This window comes from Frondihabitans sp. 762G35 (assembly GCF_002074055.1).
Classification (GTDB): Bacteria; Actinomycetota; Actinomycetes; order Actinomycetales; family Microbacteriaceae; genus Frondihabitans.
In genome coordinates this window covers 1,985,715-2,008,007 of the sequence record NZ_CP014619.1, presented here as the reverse complement: position 1 = coordinate 2,008,007, position 22,293 = coordinate 1,985,715, and the positions used below count along the sequence as shown (strand labels likewise).

Genomic DNA, 22,293 nt, shown 5'->3' with positions numbered 1-22,293 from the left:
AGAACACTCACGACAACACACCAAGGAGAACCACGAACGTGACTGAAATCGTCTACGACAACGATGCCGACCTCTCGATCATCCAGGGCAAGAAGGTCGCCGTCATCGGCTACGGCTCGCAGGGCCACGCACACGCGCTGAACCTCCGCGACTCCGGCGTCGACGTCGTCGTCGGGCTCAAGGAGGGCTCGAAGAGCCGCGCCAAGGCGGAGGAGGCGGGCTTCACCGTCCTCACCCCCGACGAGGCCGCCAAGTGGGGCGAGGTCATCGTGATCCTCGCGCCCGACCAGGTGCAGCGCCACGTCTACGCCGACGACATCGCCCCGAACCTCCAGCCCGGCGACGCGCTCGTCTTCGGCCACGGCTTCAACATCCGCTTCGGCTACATCGAGGCCCCCGAGGGCATCGACGTCGTCCTCGTCGCCCCCAAGGGCCCCGGCCACACCGTGCGCCGCGAGTTCGAGGCCGGCCGCGGCGTCCCCGTGATCGTCGCCGTCGAGGTCGACGCCACCGGATCCGCGTGGGATCTCGCCTGGTCGTACTCCAAGGGCATCGGCGGACTCCGCGCCGGCGGCATCAAGACCACGTTCACCGAGGAGACCGAGACCGACCTGTTCGGCGAGCAGGCCGTCCTCTGCGGTGGCACGTCGCAGCTCATCCAGTACGGCTTCGAGACGCTCACCGAGGCGGGCTACCAGCCGCAGATCGCATACTTCGAGGTCCTCCACGAGCTCAAGCTCATCGTCGACCTGATCTGGGAGGGCGGCCTCGCCAAGCAGCGCTGGTCCGTCTCCGACACGGCCGAGTACGGCGACTACGTCTCCGGCCCGCGCGTCATCACGCCCGACGTCAAGGAGAACATGAAGGCCGTCCTCGCCGACATCCAGTCCGGCGCGTTCGCGAAGCGCTTCATCGACGACCAGGATGCCGGTGCCCCCGAGTTCAAGGCCCTCCGCACCAAGGGCGAGCAGCACCCGATCGAGGCCACCGGCCAGGAGCTGCGGGCGCTCTTCGCCTGGAAGCAGCAGGACTCCGACTACGTCGACGGCAGCGCCGCTCGCTAGAGCACCGCTCGACGCGTTCCCCCGACACCGGTTCCGACGCTCCACCCCGAGAGATCAGGGGCGGACGCCGGAACCGGTGTCTCGTTCGCCCAGACGCTCGTGAGACGATAGGCAGATGGCTTTGAGCAAGAAGGCGGTCCACTTCGGGGCCGGCAACATCGGCCGGGGCTTCGTGGGGCAGTTCCTCTCCGCGAGCGGCTTCGAGGTCGTGTTCGCCGACGTCGACGACGCCGTCGTGCGCGCACTCGGCGAACAGAGAACGTACCGTGTCCACGAGGTCGGGGGCGACGCCCGCGTCCACACCGTGACCGACTACCGCGCGGTCAACAACCGCACCGACGAGAGCGCCGTCGTGGCGGAGATCGCCACCGCCGACGTCGTCACGACCTCGGTGGGCCCGCGCATCCTGCCGTCGCTCGCCCCCGCCATCGCGCGCGGCCTCGCCGAGCGCCCCGCGGCCCTCGGCCCTCTCGTCGTGATCGCCTGCGAGACCGCCATCGGCGCGACCGCGAGCCTGGCGGCGGCCGTGGCGCAGATCGCCCCGATCGACAACGCGGTCTTCGCCAACTGCGTGATCGACCGCATCGTCCCCGAGCAGACGCCGGGTCTCGACGTCGCGATCGAGTCGTTCTCCGAGTGGATCGTCGAGAGCGGTCCGTTCTTCGGGCGGACCGACCACCCGGAGATCGCCGGTGTCTCGTGGGTCACCGACCTGGCGCCGTTCATCGACCGGAAGCTCTTCACCGTCAACACCGCCCACGCGGCGGCCGCCTACTACGGCTACGGCCGCGGCCTCACGAGCATCCGGGAGTCGCTCGCCGACCCCGTCGTGCACGCGGAGGTGCTCGCGGTCCTCGACCAGACGAAGGCCCTCCTGGTCGCCAAGCACGGGTTCGACGAAGACGAGCAGCAGGCGTACATCGGCCGCAACCTGGAGCGCATCTCCAACCCCTGGCTGCCCGACACCACCGGCCGCGTGGGCCGCAATCCGCTCAGCAAGCTGAGCCGTCACGAGCGACTCGTCGGACCCGCGGCCCAGCTCGCCGAACGCGGCCTGCCGTTCGACGCCCTCGTCCGCGCCATCCGCGCCGCCCTCGACTTCGACGTCCCCGACGACGTCGAGAGCCGCGAGCTGCAGTCGCTGCTGACGTCGGGTGCGCCCGTCGAACTGCTGACCGAGACCCTCACCGGCGTCTACGCGGGTCACCCGCTGTTCGCGTCGCTCGTCTCGGCGGTCGCCGACAAGCTGGCCGCGAGCAGGGTGACGGCGTGAGCGTCGGTGCCGGCCGCGACGACGCCGGGCTCGAGACGCGCCCGGAGAACGACGACGAGGCGCTGAGCTGGGGCGAGTCCCGCGATCCGAGCTACGTCGAGGGTCCCGCCGCCGATGCGGCGTCGACCGCTGTCGGAGACGATCCCGACGACGATCCCGAGGAGGACGACGAGGAGCTCCCCGAGGGCGTTCTCAGCTCGCCCCTCCTCGTCGCGCACGGCGTCTTCGGGGCCGTATTCCTCCTCTACACGGTCGCGTGGCTCCTGGCGGTCAGTCGCGGTTCTGCCCCGAACCTCGCCGGGGTACCGCTGGCGTTCTGGTACATCGGCCAGTACCTCGCCGTGGTCTCGGCACCCCTCTGGTTCACCGCCGCGCTGCTGCTCACCCCCGTCACGCCCCCGAAGGCCCGCCTGATCTGGTTCGTCGCGGGCGTCGTCGTGCTGCTGCCGTGGCCGTTCCTGCTGGGAGTCTCCCTGTGAGCCGCGCGGAGGTCGACGACGAGCTCCTCGACGAGACGCCGGAGGACGACACCCCGGAGAACGGCGACATGCGCTCGAGCACGGGCGTGTTCGTCGGCTGGATCGTGATGCTCGCCCTCTTCGCGCTCCTGTACGCCTACACGACCTGGACCGCCGTCCAGAACGTCATCACGGTGCCGCCGCTCATCACGCGCAACTACGACTTCTACCGGGCGAACGGCCTCGACGGGCTGATCAAGCCCGTCCCGTGGACCCCGCTGGTCATCGCTGTCGTCAGCCCCGTCGTCGGCTTCGTCGCGGGCATCCTGCTGGGACGCGGTCGCTCGCTCTGGCGTCGTGCCCTGTGGCTCCTGGTCGTCTTCGCCGCGGTGAGCGCCGTGGCGGCGTCGGTATCGGCGTCGATCTCCGGGGCCTTCGGGCTCTGAGCCCTTCGGGCCCCGGCGCTCCGCCCCTCTCGTCCCCTGCGCTCGGCGTCGAATATGGTCCGCCTCGCCTGCGGACTGCCTGCTGATTCCCAGGTTCGGCCGCCAGGGGTGGCTCGGGGGCCTCGACGGCAGGATGCCCGTGGCTAGTCTGGATCCGCGCCCGAGCCGCTCCCCGGCCGCGCGCCGACCCCGTCCCCAGCGTTAGGAATCCTCCGTGGCCAAGCCGATCGTCCTGATCGCCGAAGAACTCTCGCCCGCTACCGTCGACGCCCTGGGGCCCGACTTCGACGTCCGCACCGTGGACGGAACCGACCGTCCGGCGCTCCTTTCGGCCCTGGCGGACGCCGACGCGATCCTGGTGCGGTCGGCGACGAAGGTCGACGCCGAGGCCATCGCCGCGGCTCCGGCCCTCAAGGTCGTCGCCCGGGCCGGCGTCGGACTCGACAACGTCGACATCAAGGCGGCGACGAACGCGGGCGTGATGGTCGTCAACGCGCCGACCTCGAACATCATCTCCGCCGCCGAGCTCACCGTGGGTCACATCCTGAGCCTCGCCCGTCACATCCCCGCCGCCCACGCGTCGCTCGCGGACGGCCAGTGGAAGCGCTCGAAGTACACCGGCGTCGAGCTCTACGAGAAGACGGTCGGCATCATCGGACTGGGCCGGATCGGCGCGCTCATCACCGCCCGCCTCCAGGCCTTCGGTATGAACGTCATGGCCTACGACCCCTACGTGACGCCCGCGCGGGCAGCGCAGCTCGGCGTCCAGCTCCTCACCCTCGACGAGCTCCTCGCCACGTCCGACTTCGTCACGATCCACATGCCGAAGACGCCCGAGACGACCGGCATGATCTCCACCGCGCAGCTCGCCCTGATGAAGCCGACATCGTACGTCGTGAACGTCGCCCGCGGCGGTCTGATCGACGAGGAGGCGCTGTTCGAGGCGCTCACGAACGACGTGATCGCCGGAGCCGGCCTCGACGTCTTCGTCTCCGAGCCGCCCACCAACACCGCCCTGCTGGCCCTCGACAACGTCGTGGTCACGCCGCACCTGGGCGCGTCCACCGACGAGGCTCAGGAGAAGGCCGGCGTCTCCGTGGCCAGGTCCGTCCGACTCGCTCTGGGTGGCGAGCTGGTCCCCGACGCCGTGAACGTGGCGGGCGGGGTCATCGACGAGTACGTCCGCCCGGGCATCCCGCTCGTCGAGAAGCTCGGCCAGGTCTTCGCGGGCCTCGCCGACAGCCCGCTCACGTCGATCGACGTCGAGGTGCACGGTGACCTGGCCGACTACGACGTCAGCGTCCTCAAGCTCGCGGCCCTCAAGGGCGTCTTCTCCGACGCCGTGCAGGAGACCGTCAGCTACGTCAACGCGCCGGTCCTGGCCGAGCAGCGCGGCATCGACGTGCGGCTCATCACGGACGCCGTCTCCGACGAGTACCGCAACATCCTCACGATCCGGGGCGCCCTGAGCGACGGCCGTCAGATCTCCGTGTCGGGCACGCTCACCGGCACCAAGCAGGTCGAGAAGATCGTCGGGATCAACGGCTACGACGTCGAGGTCCCGATCGCGAAGCACCACATCGTCATGCTCTACACCGATCGCCCCGGCATCGTCGCGGTCTACGGCAAGGAGTTCGGCGAGGCGGGCATCAACATCGCCGGCATGCAGATCGCCCGGACGACCGCAGGAGGCGCCGCCCTCAGCGTCCTCACCATCGACAGCCCCGCGCCCGAGGGTCTCCTCGAGAAGGTGCGCCGCGCGATCGACGCCGACGTCATGCAGGAGATCGACGTCACCCTCTAGATCCGGTTCGCGCGCGGGCGTCCGACGCGCGCGACGAGGGCCCCGCGGACGAGCCGCGGGGCCCTTTTCGCGTCGGTAAGCTGGGGCAACGCATCGAGCACGAGGAGCCGCCATGAGCCGTACCGTCAGACTTGCCGCTATCCCGGGCGACGGGATCGGGCCGGAGGTCGTCGCGGAGGCGCTCAAGGTTCTCCGGGCGGTCACCGACGGGGGAGAGGTCTCCTTCGACGTGACCGAGTTCTCTCTCGGGGCCGCTCGCTACAAGGCCACGGGCGACATCCTCACCGACGCCGATCTCGAAGCGATCTCCAGCCACGACGTGATCCTCCTGGGCGCCGTCGGCGGCGACCCGCGCGATCCGGCGCTCCAGGGCGGAATCATCGAGCGGGGTCTCCTGCTCAAGCTGCGATTCGCGCTCGACCACTTCGTCAACCTCCGGCCGACCAAGGTCTACCCGGGCGTCCCCTCTCCCCTCGCCGATCCCGGCGAGGTCGACTTCGTCGTCGTCCGCGAGGGCACGGAGGGGCCCTACGTCGGCAACGGCGGCTCCCTCCGCACCGGCACGCCCCACGAGGTCGCCAACGAGGTCAGCGTCAACACCGCCTTCGGCGTCGAGCGCGTCGTGCGCCACGCCTTCGACCTCGCCGAGAAGCGTCCCGCACACCGGCTCACGCTCGTGCACAAGACCAACGTCCTCGTCTTCGCGGGATCGCTCTGGCAGCGCACGGTCGATCGGGTCGCGGCCGAGCATCCTGCGGTCCAGGTCGACTACCAGCACGTCGACGCGGCGACGATCCACCTCGTCGCCGACCCCTCCCGGTTCGACGTCATCGTCACCGACAACCTCTTCGGCGACATCCTCACCGACCTCGCCGGCGCGATCAGCGGCGGCATCGGTCTGGCCGCCTCGGGCAACATCAACCCCGACGGCGCCTTCCCGAGCATGTTCGAGCCGGTCCACGGTTCCGCGCCCGACATCGCCGGTCAGCAGAAGGCCGATCCCACGGCGGCCATCCTCTCCGCGGCGCTCCTCCTCGACCACGTCGGACTCCCCGAGGAGGCCGCCCTGGTCACCCGCGCCGTCGAGCACGACATCGCCGCCCGCACCTCCGCCCGCTCGACGACCGAGATCGGCGACGCGATCGCCGCGGCCGTCTCGAGCCTCACCGCCGCCTCCCGCTAAGGATCCCCATGACCACCACGCACGACACGTTCCCGCTCCGATTCGAGCTCACCCCGTCGGAGGCCGTCCGCGCGGAGAGCGAGCGCGAGGCGATCCTCGCCGACCCGGGCTTCGGCCGGTTCTTCACCGACCACATGGTCTCGATCGAGTGGACCACCGAGGAGGGCTGGCACGACGCGGCCGTCGTGCCGTACGGTCCGATCACGCTCGACCCGGCGGCCTCCGTCCTGCACTACGCGCAGGAGATCTTCGAGGGGCTCAAGGCCTACCGCCACGAGGACGGCTCGGTGTGGACCTTCCGCCCCGACGCCAACGGCCGCCGCCTGCAGCGCTCTGCGCGTCGCCTGGCCCTGCCCGAGCTCGCGGTCGACGACTTCGTCGAGTCGCTCAAGCAGCTCGTCCGGGCCGACGTCGACTGGGTCCCGTCCGCCGACGAGCAGAGCCTCTACATCCGCCCGTTCATGATCGCCACCGAGAGCTTCCTCGGCGTGCGCGCGGCCCACAAGGTCGGGTTCTACGTCATCGCGAGCCCGGCGGGCGCCTACTTCAGCGGGGGCGTGGCCCCCGTGTCGATCTGGCTGTCGACGAACTACTCGCGCGCCGGCAAGGGCGGCACGGGCGCCGCCAAGACGGGCGGCAACTACGCCTCGTCGCTCCTGCCGCAGGAGGAGGCGTACCAGCACGGGTGCGCCCAGGTGCTGTTCCTCGACTCGGTCGAGGCCACCTACATCGAGGAACTCGGCGGCATGAACGTTGTGCTCGTCTACAAAGACGGAACGCTCGTCACCCCGGAGTCCGACTCCATCCTCGAGGGCATCACCCGCGACTCGCTGCTGCAGCTCGCCGAAGACCGCGGTCACCGGGTGGAGCGACGCCGGGTCACGATCGACGAGTGGCGCGAGGGCGTCGAGTCCGGTGACATCGTCGAGGTCTTCGCCTGCGGGACGGCCGCCGTGGTCACGCCGATCGCCGAGCTCAAGGGCGAGGGCTTCTCGGTCGGCTCTCCCGACGCTCAGCCGGGGCCGCTCACGATGTCGCTCCGCGAGGAGCTCACCGACATCCAGTACGGCCGTCGTCCCGACGTCCACGGCTGGCTCACCCGCCTCGACGCCTAGTCGTCCTCGACGCTGAGAACGCCCCGCGCCGACCCGATCCGTCGGGCCGTGCGCGGGGCGTTCGTGTCGTCGCCGTGGCGTCAGATGTCGAGCGACTCCCCGGGCTGCAGGATGCTCGGGCTCCCGCCACCCTCGGTCGTCACCGCCCCGATCCGGTCGGCGTGCATGCCGAAGCCGGCGTCGGACAGCGTCTTCTCGTGCACGGGGAAGCTCCGGGCCGGCTTGACCGCCGACACGTAGTCCATCGCCTCGGAGATCTTCAGCCACGGGGCGCCCACGGGGGCCGCCAGGACCTCGACCGGGAACGGCGGCACGAAGAAGGCGTCACCGGGGTAGAACAGCTTGCCGTTGACCAGGACGCCCGTGTTGTCGGGCACGGGGATGCTCTCGTGGATCACGGCGTGATCGGTGCCGGCGAACGTCAGCGTGAACGGGCCGACCTCGACGGTGTCGCCATCGGTGACCGTCTCGACCTCGATGCCCTCGGCGCTCAGCGCCTTCGCGACTCCTGCGGGGCCGAAGACGGAGGCCGAGGGGTTGGTCTCGAGGAGGCCCTTCAGCTGCTCGGGAGTCCAGTGATCGGCGTGCTCGTGGGTCACGACGATCGCCTCGACGTCCGTCTGGTCGGTCAGCGACCGCGTGAACGATCCGGGATCGATGACGAGCTTGCGCCCGCCCTCGTCGACGACCATCGCGGCATGTTCATATTTCGTTACTCGCATACGTCGAGCGTACGCTCGCGAGCATCCCCGTTACCGGTGCCCGTTCGGAGCCGATTCCGGGCGGCGGCGAGGCCCTCCGAGACACGAGCCTCGCTCAATTTGTTGCGTCCCAGCGGGTGTGGCATACTCGACGAGTCGCAAACACGGCCCCATCGTATAGCGGCCTAGTACGCTGCCCTCTCACGGCGGTAACACCGGTTCGAATCCGGTTGGGGTCACGACCCGAAGGCGCCTTCTCAGGAAGGCGCCTTCGTCTTTCTGCACGAGGCGACGCGCGAGCACCGTGTCACGTTCCGTGCACCGTGTCACGTTCAGCGCACCGTGTCACGTCTCGACGCGACATCCTGCACGGAACGGCACATCAGACGCCCTGCTCGGGTCGCGACTCGTGGTGGCGGGCTCCGGGGGTCCGGCGGTCCTCCTTCATCTCCGACTCGAAGAGGTGCTTCCGGCCGGCGACGAGATCCTCGCGCACGGCCCGCTCCGCCTCCCTGAAGGCGCCGTAGTAGGTGTCGTCGTAGTCCTCGATGATCTGGAATGTCCAGCGTCCCTCGATCACGTTCCGGCCGACGATCTCCCGGTCGAGACGGTCGGCCTGCTCCGTGTGACCCGCCTTCCGCAGCAGCTCGACGGCCTCGCCGAGGTTCAGGTCGGCCTTGCCGGAGAGGCGGTGGAAGCAGTAGAGGAACACGCGGGCCTGCTCCACGACCTCGAGCGCCTCGGAGAGCTTCCCGACGGCCTCGACGGTGGCGTCGTCGACGCCCTCGGGGCGGAGGTGCGCGGCGTCGGGCGTGTCCGGCCCCGGCGCCTCGGAGTCGGCTGCGGGGGACGTGGTGGTCTGGTCGTCGGTCATGGCGGGTCCTCTCTCGACGGGGGGCGGCCCGTCGGAGCGCCGGTGCCGTGCCCTCGAGTGTGGCCCGGCGGGCCCCCGGCTGTCCGCGCGACGGTGCGGCCCTGCAGGCTTCCGGCTGTCCGCACGACGACGACGTGCCGGCCCCGGGGTCGCGGTCAGGACGCGAGGATCCGCCGTCTCCGGAGCGGCAGCAGCAGCACCAGCAGGGCCAGGCTGACGGCGGCCCCGATGAGCGTGTCGACGAGTCGGTCACGGATGAGCGGCCCGAGGGGGCTCGGCGAGCTGAGCGTGGTCACGAGGAGGGCCAGCGGGGTGAGGACGACGAGCGTCGCGGCGTAGTTCCGGGCGATGAGGAGCTCGGCGAGGAACTGGCACACGACGGCGACCCCGATGATCCCGAGCGGAGGGAGATCGGCCGCGAGCAGGAGGGCCGCGACCCCTACGCCGACGGCGGTCCCGATCACCCGGTGCAGCGCTCGGGCAGGAGAGTGCCGAGCGTTCGCGGCGGGCAGACACGCGACGAGGCTGATCACGGCCCAGTAGCTGTGGCCGAGGCCGATCGCGAGGGCGATCGCTCCGGCCGCGAGGGCTCCGACGGCGTTGAGCACGGCGTACTCGATCACGATCGGATCGCGGAGCGTCGCGCGGGTGCGCCGCGGCCTCCGCGCCAGGGGGCGGAAGAGAGCAGGATGCCCGGGGCCGAAGCGCGCCCGGAGCCCCCATCCCGCGAGGCTGACGAGCCACGCGAACGCGGCACCGCCGAGGGCCGTGGCGGTGACGGCCGGGAGCGTCCCGGGCGCCACGGGGATCACGGCCGTGACGACGAACGCGAAGCAGAAGAACAAGGGCTGCCCGGGGATCGCCTGAAGATAGCTGTGCAGGAGCGATCCGGCGACGAGGACGACGACGAGCAGGGCCGCCTCGACGGCGAGCGGCGCGCCGGTCAGCGACACCGCGACGCCGAGCGCCATCGAGGCGAGCAGGCCGGCACCCGCCGCGGACACGGTGACGATGCGGCTCCGGTACGGTTCGCCCCGACCGTAGAGACCGGTGAAGGCGCCGAAGGTGGCGTAGGCGGCCAGCTCCATCCGGCCCACGGCGAGGAGGACGAGGAGCGGCACGGCGAGACCGATGGCCGCGCGCAGGGCGATCTCGAGGTCGACGGTGCGGGGGGAGGACGGGGTGAATCGCGCGGCAGCCATGTCCCGCCATTGTTCCACCGGCTCAGTCGTCGAGCCTCCGCGCGAGACCGTCGCGACCGATGTCGACGAGGTGGCCGCCCCAGATGCCGAGCTGCAGCGTCGAGTCGTACTGCCAGAGGCGCGAGCCGCTCGAGAGGTCGAGGGCGATCGCCGTCGACTGCGCGCCGGAGCGCCCATAGGCGATGGCGTAGCCGGCGCTCGTCCCGGCGGCCACGAGGGCCGCCCCGGTCGGGACCGGGGTCTGGAACCGCTCCCGGCCGGTGAGGCCGTCGAGGGCGACGAGGCGGGAGTCGCGGCGTGCGGTGAGGACGTAGACGTCGTCGCTGTGCTGGCCGGAGGCGCTCCCGGCGAGCGCGAACTGTCCGACCTCGGCCGACCAGAGAGCGCGGCCGGTGCGGTAGTCGAGGCAGCTCAGCCGGTCGCCGGGCGCGTTCGAGACCGCCAGGCACGAGCGGGTCGACGACGAGCTGCCGCGGAGCGCGAGGCCCGAGCGCCACAGGACGCGGCCCGTCCGGTCGGTGGCGGTGAATCCCGCTCGCGCCTGCGTCGTGACCCCCGAGCCGGAGGTGTCGGCCGCGTAGACCACGTCGTCGCGGACCACGACGCCGAGCGACGTGTCGATCGCCGGACCCCACGCCGAAGGCCGACCCGTCGACAGCGGGATCTGCTCCGTGCCGTCGGTGCCGAGCAGGAGCCGGTCGCTCAGCGCGATGAGGGTCGCCTCCTGGTTGCCCTCGCCGCTCCAGACCACGCGGCGGAGGTCGTCCGCGTCGCGCAGCGTGTACGTGTACGTGAGCCGGTCCTCGCTCAGCGTCCCCTGCGCCACGACCGATCCGGTGGCCGTGAAGCGATCCTCCTGCGACCACGGGGCGGGATCCGTCGACGACAGGACCTTCCCCGTCTCGAGCGAGAGCGTCTGCGTCACGGCGAGGGAGATCGACTGCGCCCGGACGAGGACGCGGGTGGAGTGGTCGAAGGTCGACAGCCAGGCGATCCCGACGCCCTGTCCGGCCGAGAAGCCGGAGGAGGCGTCGTGCACCCAGCGGACGGCTCCGGTCGCCGCGTCGAGGAGGACGATCCGCGAGCGGAATCCCGCGGGCACCGCCGAGCAGATCGGGTTCTCGGAGAATCCGTACGCGTACGCCGCGTCGGCGCGGACGAGGGCGAGGTCCTGGCCCGCGTCGACGGCGGTGAACCGGACGCACTCCGGGGGAGCCCCGGGGGCGAGCGTCCGCGTCAGGTCGACGGCCCACCTGCTCGTCGAGGGAGCCGAGCGGACGTCGTCGACGGCGATGCCGTGCCACGGCGACAGGGAGCCGTAGACGGGCTGGAGAGCGGTGCCGACACCGGCGACGAGGGCGACGACGGCCGCGAGGGCGAGGTAGGCCGCGAGGATCCTGCTCCCGGTCCGGAGACGGCGGAAGCGACCACGGCCCGGCCGCCCACTCGGCCGCTCACCCGGCCGCGAACCCGACGGTGCTCCGTCGCGAGCGATCGGCGAGAGGGGAGGCACGGTCGTGCCGGGCCACCGAGGACCCGACGCGGACGACGCGTCCCAGGCGGCGCGATCACCCGCGGGGCGCGCGGGGAGCCAGGGGTCGTCGGTCGACCGTCCCATCACGCCTCCTCGCGCATCCGGCGCGCTGCGACGACGGTGCCCCTCGATGCTAGGCCGCGCGCTGCGAGCCGGCCGGAGCTCGTGTCGTCGTCAGCGGCCCAGCACGAAGCCCGGCGGGTCGACGAGCTCCGTCGCGACGCCGCTCTCCGACAGGAGGACGAAGTGCCCGCCCCAGAGCTCGGTTCGGCCGGCGCGCGTGTCGCCTCGCGACCAGAGGGTCCGACCGGTCTCGGCGTCGAAGGCGCGGACGCCGACGGACGAACCCGACGCGGTGCGGCGGAGCAGGTAGCCGACCGTCGGACCGGCGGCGGCGATGTAGGCCTGATCGGCCGCGGGGAGGGTGTACTTGACCCGCCCGCTCGACCCGTCGAGGACCAGCTGCTGGAGGGTGCTCCCGAGCGGCTTGTAGAGCGCCACGTCGTTGGTCGTCTGGCCGACCACGGCGCCGGCGAAGGCGTTCCCCGTCACGGGCGAAGACCAGCGCGACCGCCCCGTCGCGCGGTCGAGGCAGCGCGTGTCGCCGCCGCCGTAGGTGGAGGTCACGACGCAGTCGCGCGTCACCCCCGCGAGGGCTCCCACGCCGCCCCGCGACCAGAGGCGCCGGCCGTCTCCGCCCCAGGCCTCGACGATCAGGCCGAAAGGCACCGACCGGGAGGTGTAGAAGGCGTCGGTGGTCGCGTCGACCACGCCGGCCGACGCGAGGTCGACGTTCCCGTCGCCCAGCGGGGTGACCCTCCCCGTCACGCCGTCGGCGCGGATGCTCCGTCCGTCGACGGTCGCGAACACGGCGCTCGTGGTGAGGACGGGCTGCCTCGAGTCGTCGACGACCCCGGTCCAGATCGGGCGGCCGACCTGCCGCGCGTCGACGAGCTGCCACGCGGTCGACCCCTCCCGGGAGGTGGTCCCGCCGAACAGCACGAGGGTGCCGGCGATCTCCGGCGGCGCGCCGACCGCGTCGGCGTCGAGCGTCGTCGACGCCAGGACGTCGCCGGTCGACAGCGAGAGCGCCGCGACCGTGTAGACCCCGTCGACCGTCAGCTGCACGAGGACGCGCCCGGCCCGCGTCACGACGGAGGCCTGCCCGATCTGGATGGGCGAGTTGCGATAGGGGAAGTCGCGGGAGAGGTCGTGGCTCCAGCGGAGGAGGCCCGTCGACGGATCGAACAGGGCCACCGTCGACGCGACCCGGATGCGGTCGAGGGCCGCGCAGTCCGTCGACGAGCCGAGCGGCGGCGCCTCGCCCGTGAGCACCACCAGCGGGTCGGTGTACGAAGAGGCGGAGAACGAGGCGCAGCGCGGCGGAACGCCGGGCAGGACGTCTCGGGCCAGGTCGATCGACCAGCCGTCAGGGGTCGGGGCGGATCGGAGGTCGACGACGGCCGTCGTCTGGAACGGCGCGAGGGTGCCGTACGCGGGAGTCAGCGCCGAGCCGGCTCCGGCGATCAGGGCCGTGGCGCCGACGAGGGCGCCGAGGGCGAGGAGGACGCGCTGGACCGGGCTCCGTCTCGGTCGCCGCACGCGCCCGACGGAGCCCGCCTCCGGCCGCCGGACCGCAGGATGCCCGGGGTCGGGGGTGGACGGCCTCGCGACGTCGCCCCACCGGTCGGCGGGCCGCACGCGCTCGGGCCGCGGGGGACTCCAGCTGTCCATGCCCACCTCGCCTCGCCGCTCTCGCCCGTCGGGACCATGCTATTCGGCCCCTCCGACTCGTCTCCGGAGCGCGGGTGAACGCCCCGGGAAGGATTGTCCACAGGCCGCGCCCGGCGACGAAACACGGCCGTAACACGCCTGTAGACTCATCCGATCACGAACTCGATCTGAAGAAGGGCAGGCCTGTGGGCACTCACGCATCGAGCGGCCGTACTCTCGCCGAAAAAGTCTGGGACGACCACGTCGTCGTCAAGGGCACCGAGGGCGCTCCCGACCTTCTCTACATCGATCTCCACCTCGTCCACGAGGTCACCAGCCCGCAGGCCTTCGACGGCCTCCGCCAGGCCGACCGCGGGGTGCGCCGCCTCGATCTGACGATCGCGACCGAAGACCACAACACGCCGACGCTCGCGATCGATCGGCCCATCGCCGATCTCACGAGCCGTACCCAGATCGACACGCTCCGCAGGAACGCGGAGGAGTTCGGCGTCCGCCTGCACTCGCTCGGCGACGCCGAGCAGGGGATCGTGCACGTCGTCGGCCCGCAGCTCGGTCTGACGATGCCCGGCATCACCGTGGTCTGCGGCGACTCGCACACCTCGACCCACGGCGCTTTCGGAGCCATGGCCTTCGGGATCGGCACGAGCGAGGTCGAGCACGTGCTGGCCACTCAGACGCTCCCGCTGAAGCCGTTCAAGACCATGGCGATCACCGTCGAGGGCGAGCTGCGTCCGGGCGTGACCGCGAAGGACATCATCCTCGCCGTCATCGCGAAGATCGGGACGGGCGGCGGTCAGGGCTACGTGCTCGAGTACCGCGGTAGCGCCATCCGCGCGCTCTCCATGGAGGGCCGCATGACGATCTGCAACATGTCGATCGAGGCCGGCGCACGCGCGGGCATGGTCGCCCCCGACCAGGTCACCTACGACTACCTGAAGGGGCGCCCGCACGCTCCCCGGGGCGACGACTGGGACGACGCCGTCGCCTATTGGGAGACGCTCGCGACCGACGACGACGCCGTCTTCGACGCCGAGGTCTTCCTCGACGCCGACGAGCTCGAGCCGTTCGTGACCTGGGGGACGAACCCGGGGCAGGGCGTGTCGCTCTCCGCGACCGTCCCGGATCCTGCGGCCGTCGCCGACCCGAACGAGAGGGCCGCCGCCGAGCGCGCCCTCGAGTACATGGATCTCGAGGCGGGAACGCCGATGAAGGAGATCCCGGTCGACGCCGTCTTCATGGGGTCCTGCACCAACAGCCGGATCGAGGACCTGCGTGCCTTCGCGTCGATCGTCCGCGGTCAGAAGAAGGCCGACGGCGTCCGCGTGATGGTCGTCCCGGGCTCCGCCCGCGTCCGCATCGAGGCCGAGGCCGAGGGCCTCGACAAGGTCTTCACCGACTTCGGCGCCGAGTGGCGGTTCGCCGGCTGCTCCATGTGCCTCGGCATGAACCCCGACCAGCTCGCACCGGGGGAGCGCTGCGCCTCCACGAGCAACCGCAACTTCGAGGGCCGCCAGGGCAAGGGCGGGCGCACCCACCTCGTGTCGCCCCTCGTCGCGGCGGCGACCGCGATCCGCGGCACGCTCTCGAGCCCGTGGGATCTCCGGTCCGGCGACGCCGCGACCGACGATCTCGCGGAGGCCGGCGCCACCGCCGGCGGGGCCCTCTCGAACGGAGCACGCTGATGCACAAGACCACCGTCGTCACCGGGATCCCGGCGCCCCTCAAGCGCTCGAACGTCGACACCGACCAGATCATCCCGGCCGTCTTCCTCAAGCGCGTCACCAAGACGGGCTTCGAGGACGCCCTCTTCTCCTCCTGGCGCCAGGATCCCGACTTCGTGATCAACCGGCCGGAGTTCCAGGGTGCCACGGTGCTCGTGGCCGGCCCCGACTTCGGCACGGGCTCGAGCCGCGAGCACGCCGTCTGGGCGCTCCGCGACTTCGGCTTCGAGGTCGTCCTCTCGTCGCGGTTCGGCGACATCTTCCGCGGCAACGCCGGCAAGCAGGGCCTCCTCGCGGCGGTCGTCTCGGAGAGCGACATCGAGCGCATCTGGGCAGTCATCGACGAGTCCCTGGCCTCGGGCGGACGCCCGGCCGAGATCACGGTCGACCTCCCCGAGCAAACCGCCACGATCGGCGGCTTGACGGTTTCGTTCGAGGTCGATGCTTACACTAAGTGGCGCCTTCTCGAAGGTCTCGACGACATCGCACTGACCCTGCGCGACGAGGCAGCCATCACAGAATTCGAATCACGCCGTGCCACGTGGCGGCCCAAGACATTGCCGGTGAAGTAGTGAACTCTCTTGTCCAGGACGCCGCAGCGGCGGGAGCCCGCGTCGGCCTCAAGTCCGACGAAATCGTCATCCGCGGCGGCAAGCCGCTCATCGGCCGGATCGAGGTCCGCGGGGCCAAGAACCTCGCGACGAAGGCCATGGTCGCGTCGCTGCTCGGCGACACCCCCAGCATCCTGAAGGACGTCCCCGACATCAGCGACGTCAACGTCGTCCGGGGCCTCCTCTCGATCCACGGGGTCCGCATCACCGACCCCGCCCGCGGCGAGATGATCCTCGACCCGTCCAACGTCGAGAGCGCGCACTTCGCGGAGATCGACGCGCACGCCGGGTCGAGCCGCATCCCGATCCTGTTCTGCGGTCCGCTCCTCCACCGTCTCGGCGAGGCCTTCATCCCCGACCTCGGCGGCTGCCGCATCGGCGACCGTCCGATCGACTTCCACATGGACGCCCTGCGGGCCTTCGGCGCCATCGTCGACAAGTCCTACAACGGCATCCACCTGACCGCCCCCAACGGCCTCAAGGGCGCGGAGATCAAGCTCCCCTACCCGAGCGTCGGGGCGACGGAGCAGGTGCTCCTCACCGCCGTCCTCGCGGAGGGCGTGACCGAGCTGCGGAACGCCGCGATCGAGCCCGAGATCATGGATCTCATCGCGATCCTGCAGAAGATGGGCGCGATCGTGAACGTCGAGCCCAACCGCGTCATCTTCATCGAGGGCGTGAAGTCGCTCCGCGGGTACACGCACCGGGCGATCAACGACCGCAACGAGGCCGCCTCCTGGGCCGCCGCGGCGCTGGCCACCAAGGGCGACATCTTCGTCGAGGGCGCCAAGCAGCAAGACCTGATGACGTTCCTCAACATCTTCCGCAAGGTCGGCGGCGAGTTCGACGTGCACGAAGACGGCATCCGCTTCTACCACCCGGGCGGCGATCTCAAGCCCGTCGTCATCGAGACCGATGTCCACCCCGGCTTCATGACCGACTGGCAGCAGCCCCTCGTCGTCGCGCTGACGCAGGCCATCGGCACGTCCGTCGTGCACGAGACCGTCTACGAGAACCGCTTCCAGTTCACCGAGGCCCTCAACGACATGGGCGCGAAGATCGTCGTCCACAAGGACGGCCTCAAGAGCGACGACCGCCGTGTCGCGCGCCGCGACTTCGAGCAGGCGGCCGTCATCACCGGTCCCACACCGCTGCACGGTGCCGACATCCGGGTCCCCGACCTCCGGGGCGGCTTCAGCCACCTCATCGCGGCCCTGACCGCCGAGGGGGAGTCGAAGATCACGAACGTCGGCATCATCGCGCGCGGGTACGAGCACTTCGTGGCGAAGCTGCGGAAGCTCGGCGCCGACTTCGACTTCGCGGGTTAGATGGCCGACCGGAGAGCGTCGGGGGCTCCCTCACCCGACGCTCCTCTCCCGCCCTCGCCGAAGCGCATTCGCGAGCCCAACGGCGTCTTCGCCGTCGTGGGCCGGATCGCGTACCTCCCTCTGGTGGCGATCTCGCGCTACGAGGTGCTCGGCCGTGAGAAGCTGCCGGCCCGCGGGGCCTTCGTCCTCTCTCCGAACCACTACAGCAACTTCGATCCGCTGGCGGTCGCGTTCCTCGTGTGGCGCCTGGGCCGGATCCCGCGATTCCTCGCGAAGGCGTCGCTCTGGAAGGTGCCCGGTCTGTCCTGGATCCTGCGGCACACCGACCAGATTCCCGTCGACCGGACCGGCCGGACCCGCGGCTCCGACCCCCTGCTCGGCGGGCTCTCGACGCTCCGTACCGGGGGCGGCGTGATCGTCTACCCCGAGGGATCGCTGACCCGCGAGCCCGACCTCTGGCCGATGCGCGGCAAGGGCGGCGCCGTCCGGCTCGCGATCGAGGCCGACGTCCCCCTGATCCCGATGGCCCACTGGGGCGTCCAGGACATCATGGGCCGCTACACGAAGGGCCTCAGCGTCTTCCCGCGGAAGCACCTGAGGTTCGTGTTCGGCGACCCCGTCGACCTGTCGGCGTACCGGGGTCGGCACCTCGACGCGCACGACGTCGTCGAGGCGACCGAGCTCGTCATGAAGGCGATCGAAGCCCTCCTCGTGGAGCTCCGCGGCGGCACGCCCCCGACCGAGCGCTACGACCCCGCCAAGCACCACCAGACCGAGACCGGGCACTTTGACTAAGCGATCGACCCCCGCCGAATCCCTCGACCGCCTCGGCCGCGGAGTCGTGACGACCGAGGCGATCTCGATCGTGCAGGCCTCGTCGCTCGAGCGCCGGGTGGCGGTCCTCGGAGCCGGGAGCTGGGGCACGACCTTCGCCAAGGTCCTCGCGGAGGGCGGCGCCGAGGTCGCGCTCTGGGCGAGGCGTCCCGAGGTGGCCCGCGAGGTCACGGAGACGCATCGCAACACCGACTACCTGCCGGGCATCAACCTCCCCATCACGCTCACCTCGTCGTCGAGCATCGAGAGGGTGCTCGACGGAGCCGAGCAGGTTTACGTCTCGGTCCCGAGCCAGTCCCTGCGCCAGAACCTCGAGGAGATCCGCGACCTCGTCCCCGCGGGCATCCCGGTCGTCAGCCTGATGAAGGGCGTCGAGAAGGGCACCGGGCGCAGGATGAGCGAGGTCGTCGTCGAGGCGCTCGGCATCGACCCCGACCTGGTCGCCGTCGCGTCCGGCCCCAACCTCGCCCTCGAGATCGCCAAGCGCCAGCCGACGGCGGCCGTGGTCTCGTCGCAGAGCCTCGAGACGGCCACCCTGGTCGCGGCCACCGCCACGAACCCCTACTTCCGTTCCTTCGTCAACACCGACGTGATCGGCACGGAGTTCGGTGGCGTCCTCAAGAATCTCATCGCCGTGGCGATCGGCATCGTCGACGGTGTCGGCTACGGCGAGAACACCAAGGCGTCGATCATCACCCGCGGTCTCGCCGAGATGACGAGCTTCGCCGTCTCGTTCGGAGCCCGCCCCGAGACGCTGTCCGGCCTCGCGGGCCTCGGAGACCTCATCGCGACGTGCCAGTCGCCGCTGTCCCGCAACAACACGGCCGGGCGCCTTCTCGGTCAGGGTTACCGCTTCGACGACGTGGTGAGGCAGATGAAGCAGACCGCCGAGGGCCTGTCGTCGGTCGCCCCCATCCTGGAGCTGGCGGCGTCGCGCGGAGTCGACATGCCCATCGTCCAGCAGGTCGCCGAGGTGCTCGCCGGTACGCTGGATCCGCGCAACATCGCGCCGCACCTCACCGAGACCGACGAGCCCCAGGGCGAATAGCCGCTTCGCGGGGCTCCGGACGGGGTGTCAGCCGCTCGTAGAAAGACCAGGCCGTGACCGAAACCTCCCCGCGACTCAAGGTCGTCCTGCTCTTCGGCGGCCGGTCGAGCGAGCACTCGATCAGCTGCGCCACCGCCTCGGGAGTCCTCCGGGCCCTCGACCGCGACCGCTACGACGTCGTGCCGGTCGGCATCACGAAGAGCGGGGCCTTCACCCTCCAGCCCGACGACGCCGAGGCGTTCGCCCTCCGCGAGGACGACCTGCCGACCGTGGTCGACAACGGCAGTCGTGTCCGCTGGCCGGAGAGCGCCGACTCGCGCGAACTCACGGTGGTCGACTCCGACGGCGTCGAATCCTCCCTCGGCGAGGTCGACGTGGTGTTCCCGATCCTGCACGGGCCGTTCGGCGAGGACGGCTCCGTCCAGGGCCTCCTCGAACTCGTCGGCCTGCCCTACGTCGGGGCGGGCATCCTCGCCAGTGCGGTCGGGATGGACAAGCACTTCTCCAAGACCGTGCTCCAGCAGGCCGGGATCGCCGTCGCCCCGTGGGTCACCGTGCCGAGGCGCGACTGGGCCGACCACCGCGCGGTCGTCGAGGAGCGCGCCGAGGAGCTCGGCTGGCCCGTGTTCGTCAAGCCGGCCCGCGCCGGATCCAGCGTGGGCGTCTCGCGCGTCTCCTCGCTGGCCGAGCTGCAGCGGGCGATGGAGGTCGCGTTCGCCGAGGACGGCAAGGTCCTCATCGAGGCGGCGGTCGTCGGGCGCGAGCTGGAGTGCGCCGTTCTCGGAGGTCGCGCAGGAGCCGCGCCGCGCGTCTCCGTCGCCGGCGAGATCGTCCTCGGCGCAGGCCGCTTCTACGATTTCGAGTCGAAGTACCTGGGCGCCCCGGGCGCCGACCTCGTGTGCCCGGCCGACCTCGACGACGACGTCCTCGCCGAGTTCCAGGAGCTCGCCGCACGGGCGTTCGAGGCGATCGGCGGCGCGGGGCTGGCGCGCGTCGACGTCTTCCTCACCGACGAGGGTTTCATCGTCAACGAGCTCAACACCATGCCCGGATTCACGCCCATCTCGATGTTCCCGGCCTGCTGGCTCGCGAGCGGCCTGAGCTACCCCGAGCTCCTCGACGAACTCATCGCCCTGGGTCTCGAGACCGAGCGCTAGGTCGTCGCGTCCCGGCGTCCCAGCGTCCCGGCGTCCCGCTACGGGACGGGCGGCGGCGTCGAGTCGCTCACCGACTGGCACTTCCCCGTCACGGGGAGGCCTTTCACCGCGGGAGAGAGGTCGAACAGGACGCTCGGCGTCGCCTTCGAGTCGGTGACGACCTCGACGCCCGGAGTCCGTCCGTAGGTCGTGTAGACCGCATCCTGCCCGCTCTTCCCGGTGGTGTCGACCAGCCAGTCGACGCCCTGGATCGTGTAGCAGGGCAGGTCGGAGACGCGCGGCGTCGTGATGCCGCACCGGAGGAGCACGGAGGCGGGCGAGCCCCAGGCGCTCGTCCCCTGCGCGTCGGTGTCGCGCTGGGCGAACGTCTCGATCGTCTTCGGCAGGTGGACGATCACGTCGGCGCAGCCCACGCTGTTCGCCCCGGCGGCCGGCGTCAGCGAGACGGTGCTCGAACAGGCGGCCAGGAGGGGCGCCGTCGCGGAGAGCACGAGCGCGAGGCCGAGCGCTGCGAGTCGGCGGCGGGGCGAGGGAGACATCGCGTTCACGTTACCGTGAAGGCATGAGTGCACCTGAGACCGTCGCGACGCTCGGGGAGGTCGCCACCCTGGCGCGCATCCTGCCCCGCCTTCCCGAGGGGAGCGGGACGCTCCTCGGCCCGGGAGACGACGCGGCGGTGGTCTCGGCGCCGGACGGCCGGTTCGTCGTGACGACCGACCTCATGGTGCACGGACCCGATTTCCGACTCGCCTGGTCGACCCCCCACGACCTCGGCTGGAAGGCGGCGGCATCGAACCTCGCCGACGTGGCGGCCATGGGCGCCCGGCCCACCGCTCTCGTCGTCGGCCTGGCCGTGCCTGCCGAGACGACCGTGGCGTTCCTCGAGGAGTTCGCGGACGGTCTCCGCGACGGCTGCGCCGCCATGGCTCCCGGCGTGGGCGTCGTCGGCGGCGACATGTCCGTCTCGCCGACGACCACCATCGCCGTCACGGCGTTCGGCGACCTCGAGGGGCGCTCCCCGGTGCGTCGCGACGGGGCCCGAGCGGGCGACGTCGTCGCGGTCTCCGGCGCTCTCGGGCGCTCCGGTCGCGGTCTCGACGTGCTCTTCCGACTCGGCGTCGACCACGACGGGACCCCGTCCGCGGAACTCGGACGGCTCCTCCGCCGCCGCGACGACGACGTCGACTGGCACCTCGCACCCACGCCGCCGATCGCCGACGGCGTCCTGGCGGCCCTGGCCGGCGCGACGAGCATGCTCGACCTCTCCGACGGGCTCGCGCTCGACGCGGGGCGCGTGGCCCGGGCGTCCGGCGTCGTCGTCGACCTCGCGGCCGAGGCGCTGGGGGTCGATCCGCGAGCGGCTCTGCACGGCGGTGAGGACCACTCGCTCCTGGCGACCTTCCCGGCGGGCACCCCCCTGCCGGGAGGTTTCCGGGCGGTCGGCGTCGTCCGCGACGCGCAGGATGCCCGGGGCGAGGTCCGCCTCGACGGGCGCCCCCTCGCCGACCCCGCCGGCTGGGACCCCTACGAGGCGTGGTTGGGCGGAGCCGGCTGACCACCCGCTAGCGCGCCCTCGCCCACCAGAGGATCGTGTCGCCGTACGCCTTCTTCGCCTCGAGGACGAGACCGGCGGGCCAGGTCGGCTCGCCGCTCCGGGCGCGCCGCTCCACCACGACGAGCGCCTCGCGGTCGAGGAGCGGCACCAGGGCGACCAGGTCGAGGGTCAGGTCGTCGTCGCCGAGCTCGTAGGGGGGATCGATGAGCGCCAGGTCGACGGAGGCCGGGGGAGCGGTCCTGAGGAACGCGCTCACCGCCTGCGCGGCCACCTCGATCGCCGGAGCGGCGTCGCGCGGCGCCCGCCGTGTCACGAGAGCGGCGTTCGCCCGGCAGACCCGCGCGGCCTGCGGCGCCTTCTCGACCAGCGTCACCCGGGCGGCTCCGCGGGAGGCCGCCTCGAGGCCGAGGGCACCGGTGCCGGCGTAGAGGTCGACCACCCGCATCCCGCGGAGCTCGTCGCGGGCCTCCAGGGCCGAGAAGAGCGCCTCGCGGACCCGCTCGCTCGTCGGGCGCGTACCGGCCCGGGGCACGTCGAGGGTGGTCGAGGCGGCGAAGCCGGCGATGATGCGCGTCACCCGTCCATCCTGGCAGGTGCTCGCCCGGTGGCCCCGCCGCCGTCGACGTCGGAGGGCCCCTGTAGCGTGGGATC

Annotated in this window: 21 protein-coding genes and 1 tRNA gene; 15 read left to right on the top strand and 7 right to left on the bottom strand. The window is 71.4% G+C overall.

What is annotated here, in order from left to right:
* The first annotated feature begins 38 nt into the window (after window positions 1–38).
* The 7 genes from ilvC to AS850_RS09560 all read left to right on the top strand — a co-directional run bounded on the left by ilvC (window position 39) and on the right by AS850_RS09560 (window position 7,343).
* Window positions 39–1,064, top strand: a complete 1,026-nt coding sequence (ilvC, locus tag AS850_RS09590; RefSeq protein ID WP_119868913.1) for a ketol-acid reductoisomerase — start codon at window positions 39–41, stop codon at window positions 1,062–1,064.
* Between the two features lie 115 nt (window positions 1,065–1,179).
* Complete coding sequence (locus tag AS850_RS09585) at window positions 1,180–2,337, top strand: mannitol-1-phosphate 5-dehydrogenase (protein ID WP_119868912.1); 1,158 nt, start codon at window positions 1,180–1,182, stop codon at window positions 2,335–2,337.
* Complete coding sequence (locus tag AS850_RS09580) at window positions 2,334–2,816, top strand: hypothetical protein (RefSeq protein ID WP_119868911.1); 483 nt, start codon at window positions 2,334–2,336, stop codon at window positions 2,814–2,816. The genes AS850_RS09585 and AS850_RS09580 overlap by 4 nt, the downstream gene beginning before the upstream one ends.
* Window positions 2,813–3,241 carry a hypothetical protein gene (locus tag AS850_RS09575; protein ID WP_119868910.1) on the top strand — a complete coding sequence of 143 codons (429 nt, stop codon included), beginning with the start codon at window positions 2,813–2,815 and terminating at the stop codon, window positions 3,239–3,241. Before AS850_RS09580 ends, AS850_RS09575 begins: the two co-directional genes overlap by 4 nt.
* A gap of 214 nt (window positions 3,242–3,455) precedes the next feature.
* On the top strand, window positions 3,456–5,045 hold the full coding sequence (gene serA, locus AS850_RS09570) for a phosphoglycerate dehydrogenase (RefSeq protein WP_119868909.1): 1,590 nt from the start codon (window positions 3,456–3,458) through the stop codon (window positions 5,043–5,045).
* Window positions 5,046–5,157: 112 nt separating this feature from the next.
* Complete coding sequence (locus AS850_RS09565; protein ID WP_119868908.1) at window positions 5,158–6,228, top strand: 3-isopropylmalate dehydrogenase; 1,071 nt, start codon at window positions 5,158–5,160, stop codon at window positions 6,226–6,228.
* An 8-nt stretch (window positions 6,229–6,236) separates the two neighbouring features.
* Window positions 6,237–7,343: a branched-chain amino acid aminotransferase gene (locus tag AS850_RS09560; RefSeq protein WP_119868907.1), complete on the top strand. Its 1,107-nt coding sequence runs from the start codon at window positions 6,237–6,239 to the stop codon at window positions 7,341–7,343.
* An 80-nt stretch (window positions 7,344–7,423) separates the two neighbouring features.
* Here AS850_RS09560 and AS850_RS09555 read toward each other — a convergent pair whose 3' ends face one another.
* Window positions 7,424–8,065 carry an MBL fold metallo-hydrolase gene (locus AS850_RS09555; protein ID WP_119868906.1) on the bottom strand — a complete coding sequence of 214 codons (642 nt, stop codon included), beginning with the start codon at window positions 8,063–8,065 and terminating at the stop codon, window positions 7,424–7,426.
* Between the two features lie 145 nt (window positions 8,066–8,210).
* On the opposite strand from AS850_RS09555, the gene AS850_RS09550 reads away from it, so the two are divergent.
* A tRNA-Glu gene (locus AS850_RS09550) sits at window positions 8,211–8,283 on the top strand.
* A 143-nt stretch (window positions 8,284–8,426) separates the two neighbouring features.
* On the opposite strand, the gene AS850_RS09545 is transcribed toward AS850_RS09550, so the two are convergent.
* The 4 genes from AS850_RS09545 to AS850_RS09530 all read right to left on the bottom strand — a co-directional run bounded on the left by AS850_RS09545 (window position 8,427) and on the right by AS850_RS09530 (window position 13,388).
* Window positions 8,427–8,918 (bottom strand): hypothetical protein, encoded by a 492-nt coding sequence (locus tag AS850_RS09545; protein ID WP_119868905.1) that lies wholly within the window; start codon window positions 8,916–8,918, stop codon window positions 8,427–8,429.
* A gap of 155 nt (window positions 8,919–9,073) precedes the next feature.
* On the bottom strand, window positions 9,074–10,120 hold the full coding sequence (locus AS850_RS09540; RefSeq protein ID WP_119868904.1) for an FUSC family protein: 1,047 nt from the start codon (window positions 10,118–10,120) through the stop codon (window positions 9,074–9,076).
* A gap of 22 nt (window positions 10,121–10,142) precedes the next feature.
* The gene (locus tag AS850_RS09535; protein WP_119868903.1) at window positions 10,143–11,738 is read right to left on the bottom strand and encodes an outer membrane protein assembly factor BamB family protein; all 1,596 of its coding nucleotides are present in this window, start codon (window positions 11,736–11,738) and stop codon (window positions 10,143–10,145) included.
* Between the two features lie 90 nt (window positions 11,739–11,828).
* A complete protein-coding gene (locus AS850_RS09530; RefSeq protein ID WP_119868902.1) occupies window positions 11,829–13,388 on the bottom strand; it encodes an outer membrane protein assembly factor BamB family protein in 1,560 nt (519 codons plus the stop codon).
* Between the two features lie 185 nt (window positions 13,389–13,573).
* Here AS850_RS09530 and leuC point away from each other — a divergent pair, with 185 nt between their 5' ends.
* Genes leuC through AS850_RS09500 form a run of 6 tightly spaced genes read left to right on the top strand, consistent with a single transcriptional unit; the run spans window position 13,574 to window position 20,087 of the window.
* Window positions 13,574–15,070, top strand: a complete 1,497-nt coding sequence (leuC, locus tag AS850_RS09525; protein ID WP_119868901.1) for a 3-isopropylmalate dehydratase large subunit — start codon at window positions 13,574–13,576, stop codon at window positions 15,068–15,070.
* Window positions 15,070–15,681, top strand: a complete 612-nt coding sequence (gene leuD, locus AS850_RS09520; RefSeq protein ID WP_119868900.1) for a 3-isopropylmalate dehydratase small subunit — start codon at window positions 15,070–15,072, stop codon at window positions 15,679–15,681. The genes leuC and leuD overlap by 1 nt, the downstream gene beginning before the upstream one ends.
* Window positions 15,681–17,048 (top strand): UDP-N-acetylglucosamine 1-carboxyvinyltransferase, encoded by a 1,368-nt coding sequence (murA, locus tag AS850_RS09515; RefSeq protein ID WP_119868899.1) that lies wholly within the window; start codon window positions 15,681–15,683, stop codon window positions 17,046–17,048. Before leuD ends, murA begins: the two co-directional genes overlap by 1 nt.
* Window positions 17,049–17,843 (top strand): lysophospholipid acyltransferase family protein, encoded by a 795-nt coding sequence (locus AS850_RS09510; RefSeq protein WP_119868898.1) that lies wholly within the window; start codon window positions 17,049–17,051, stop codon window positions 17,841–17,843. It begins immediately after the preceding gene.
* Window positions 17,836–18,930: an NAD(P)H-dependent glycerol-3-phosphate dehydrogenase gene (locus tag AS850_RS09505; protein ID WP_442856885.1), complete on the top strand. Its 1,095-nt coding sequence runs from the start codon at window positions 17,836–17,838 to the stop codon at window positions 18,928–18,930. The genes AS850_RS09510 and AS850_RS09505 overlap by 8 nt, the downstream gene beginning before the upstream one ends.
* Window positions 18,931–18,983: 53 nt before the next feature.
* The gene (locus AS850_RS09500) at window positions 18,984–20,087 is read left to right on the top strand and encodes a D-alanine--D-alanine ligase family protein (RefSeq protein ID WP_119868897.1); all 1,104 of its coding nucleotides are present in this window, start codon (window positions 18,984–18,986) and stop codon (window positions 20,085–20,087) included.
* Between the two features lie 38 nt (window positions 20,088–20,125).
* On the opposite strand, the gene AS850_RS09495 is transcribed toward AS850_RS09500, so the two are convergent.
* Complete coding sequence (locus tag AS850_RS09495; RefSeq protein WP_119868896.1) at window positions 20,126–20,626, bottom strand: DUF3515 family protein; 501 nt, start codon at window positions 20,624–20,626, stop codon at window positions 20,126–20,128.
* 23 nt (window positions 20,627–20,649) lie between these two features.
* On the opposite strand from AS850_RS09495, the gene thiL reads away from it, so the two are divergent.
* Complete coding sequence (gene thiL, locus AS850_RS09490; protein WP_119868895.1) at window positions 20,650–21,642, top strand: thiamine-phosphate kinase; 993 nt, start codon at window positions 20,650–20,652, stop codon at window positions 21,640–21,642.
* A 7-nt stretch (window positions 21,643–21,649) separates the two neighbouring features.
* Here the strand turns inward: thiL and AS850_RS09485 are convergent, their stop codons facing one another.
* Window positions 21,650–22,219: an RsmD family RNA methyltransferase gene (locus AS850_RS09485; RefSeq protein WP_119868894.1), complete on the bottom strand. Its 570-nt coding sequence runs from the start codon at window positions 22,217–22,219 to the stop codon at window positions 21,650–21,652.
* Window positions 22,220–22,293: the final 74 nt, after the last annotated feature.

Bases quoted from the DNA above. Each gene is read 5' to 3' on its own strand.
- thiL (WP_119868895.1), top strand. From the start codon at position 20,650: ATGAGTGCACCTGAGACCGTCGCGACGCTCGGGGAGGTCGCCACCCTG.
- AS850_RS09565 (WP_119868908.1), top strand. From the start codon at position 5,158: ATGAGCCGTACCGTCAGACTTGCCGCTATCCCGGGCGACGGGATCGGG.
- AS850_RS09495 (WP_119868896.1), bottom strand. From the start codon at position 20,626: ATGTCTCCCTCGCCCCGCCGCCGACTCGCAGCGCTCGGCCTCGCGCTC.
- AS850_RS09545 (WP_119868905.1), bottom strand. From the start codon at position 8,918: ATGACCGACGACCAGACCACCACGTCCCCCGCAGCCGACTCCGAGGCG.
- leuD (WP_119868900.1), top strand. From the start codon at position 15,070: ATGCACAAGACCACCGTCGTCACCGGGATCCCGGCGCCCCTCAAGCGC.
- AS850_RS09510 (WP_119868898.1), top strand. From the start codon at position 17,049: ATGGCCGACCGGAGAGCGTCGGGGGCTCCCTCACCCGACGCTCCTCTC.
- AS850_RS09540 (WP_119868904.1), bottom strand. From the start codon at position 10,120: ATGGCTGCCGCGCGATTCACCCCGTCCTCCCCCCGCACCGTCGACCTC.
- AS850_RS09530 (WP_119868902.1), bottom strand. From the start codon at position 13,388: ATGGACAGCTGGAGTCCCCCGCGGCCCGAGCGCGTGCGGCCCGCCGAC.
- AS850_RS09560 (WP_119868907.1), top strand. From the start codon at position 6,237: ATGACCACCACGCACGACACGTTCCCGCTCCGATTCGAGCTCACCCCG.
- AS850_RS09535 (WP_119868903.1), bottom strand. From the start codon at position 11,738: ATGGGACGGTCGACCGACGACCCCTGGCTCCCCGCGCGCCCCGCGGGT.
- AS850_RS09585 (WP_119868912.1), top strand. From the start codon at position 1,180: ATGGCTTTGAGCAAGAAGGCGGTCCACTTCGGGGCCGGCAACATCGGC.
- AS850_RS09555 (WP_119868906.1), bottom strand. From the start codon at position 8,065: ATGCGAGTAACGAAATATGAACATGCCGCGATGGTCGTCGACGAGGGC.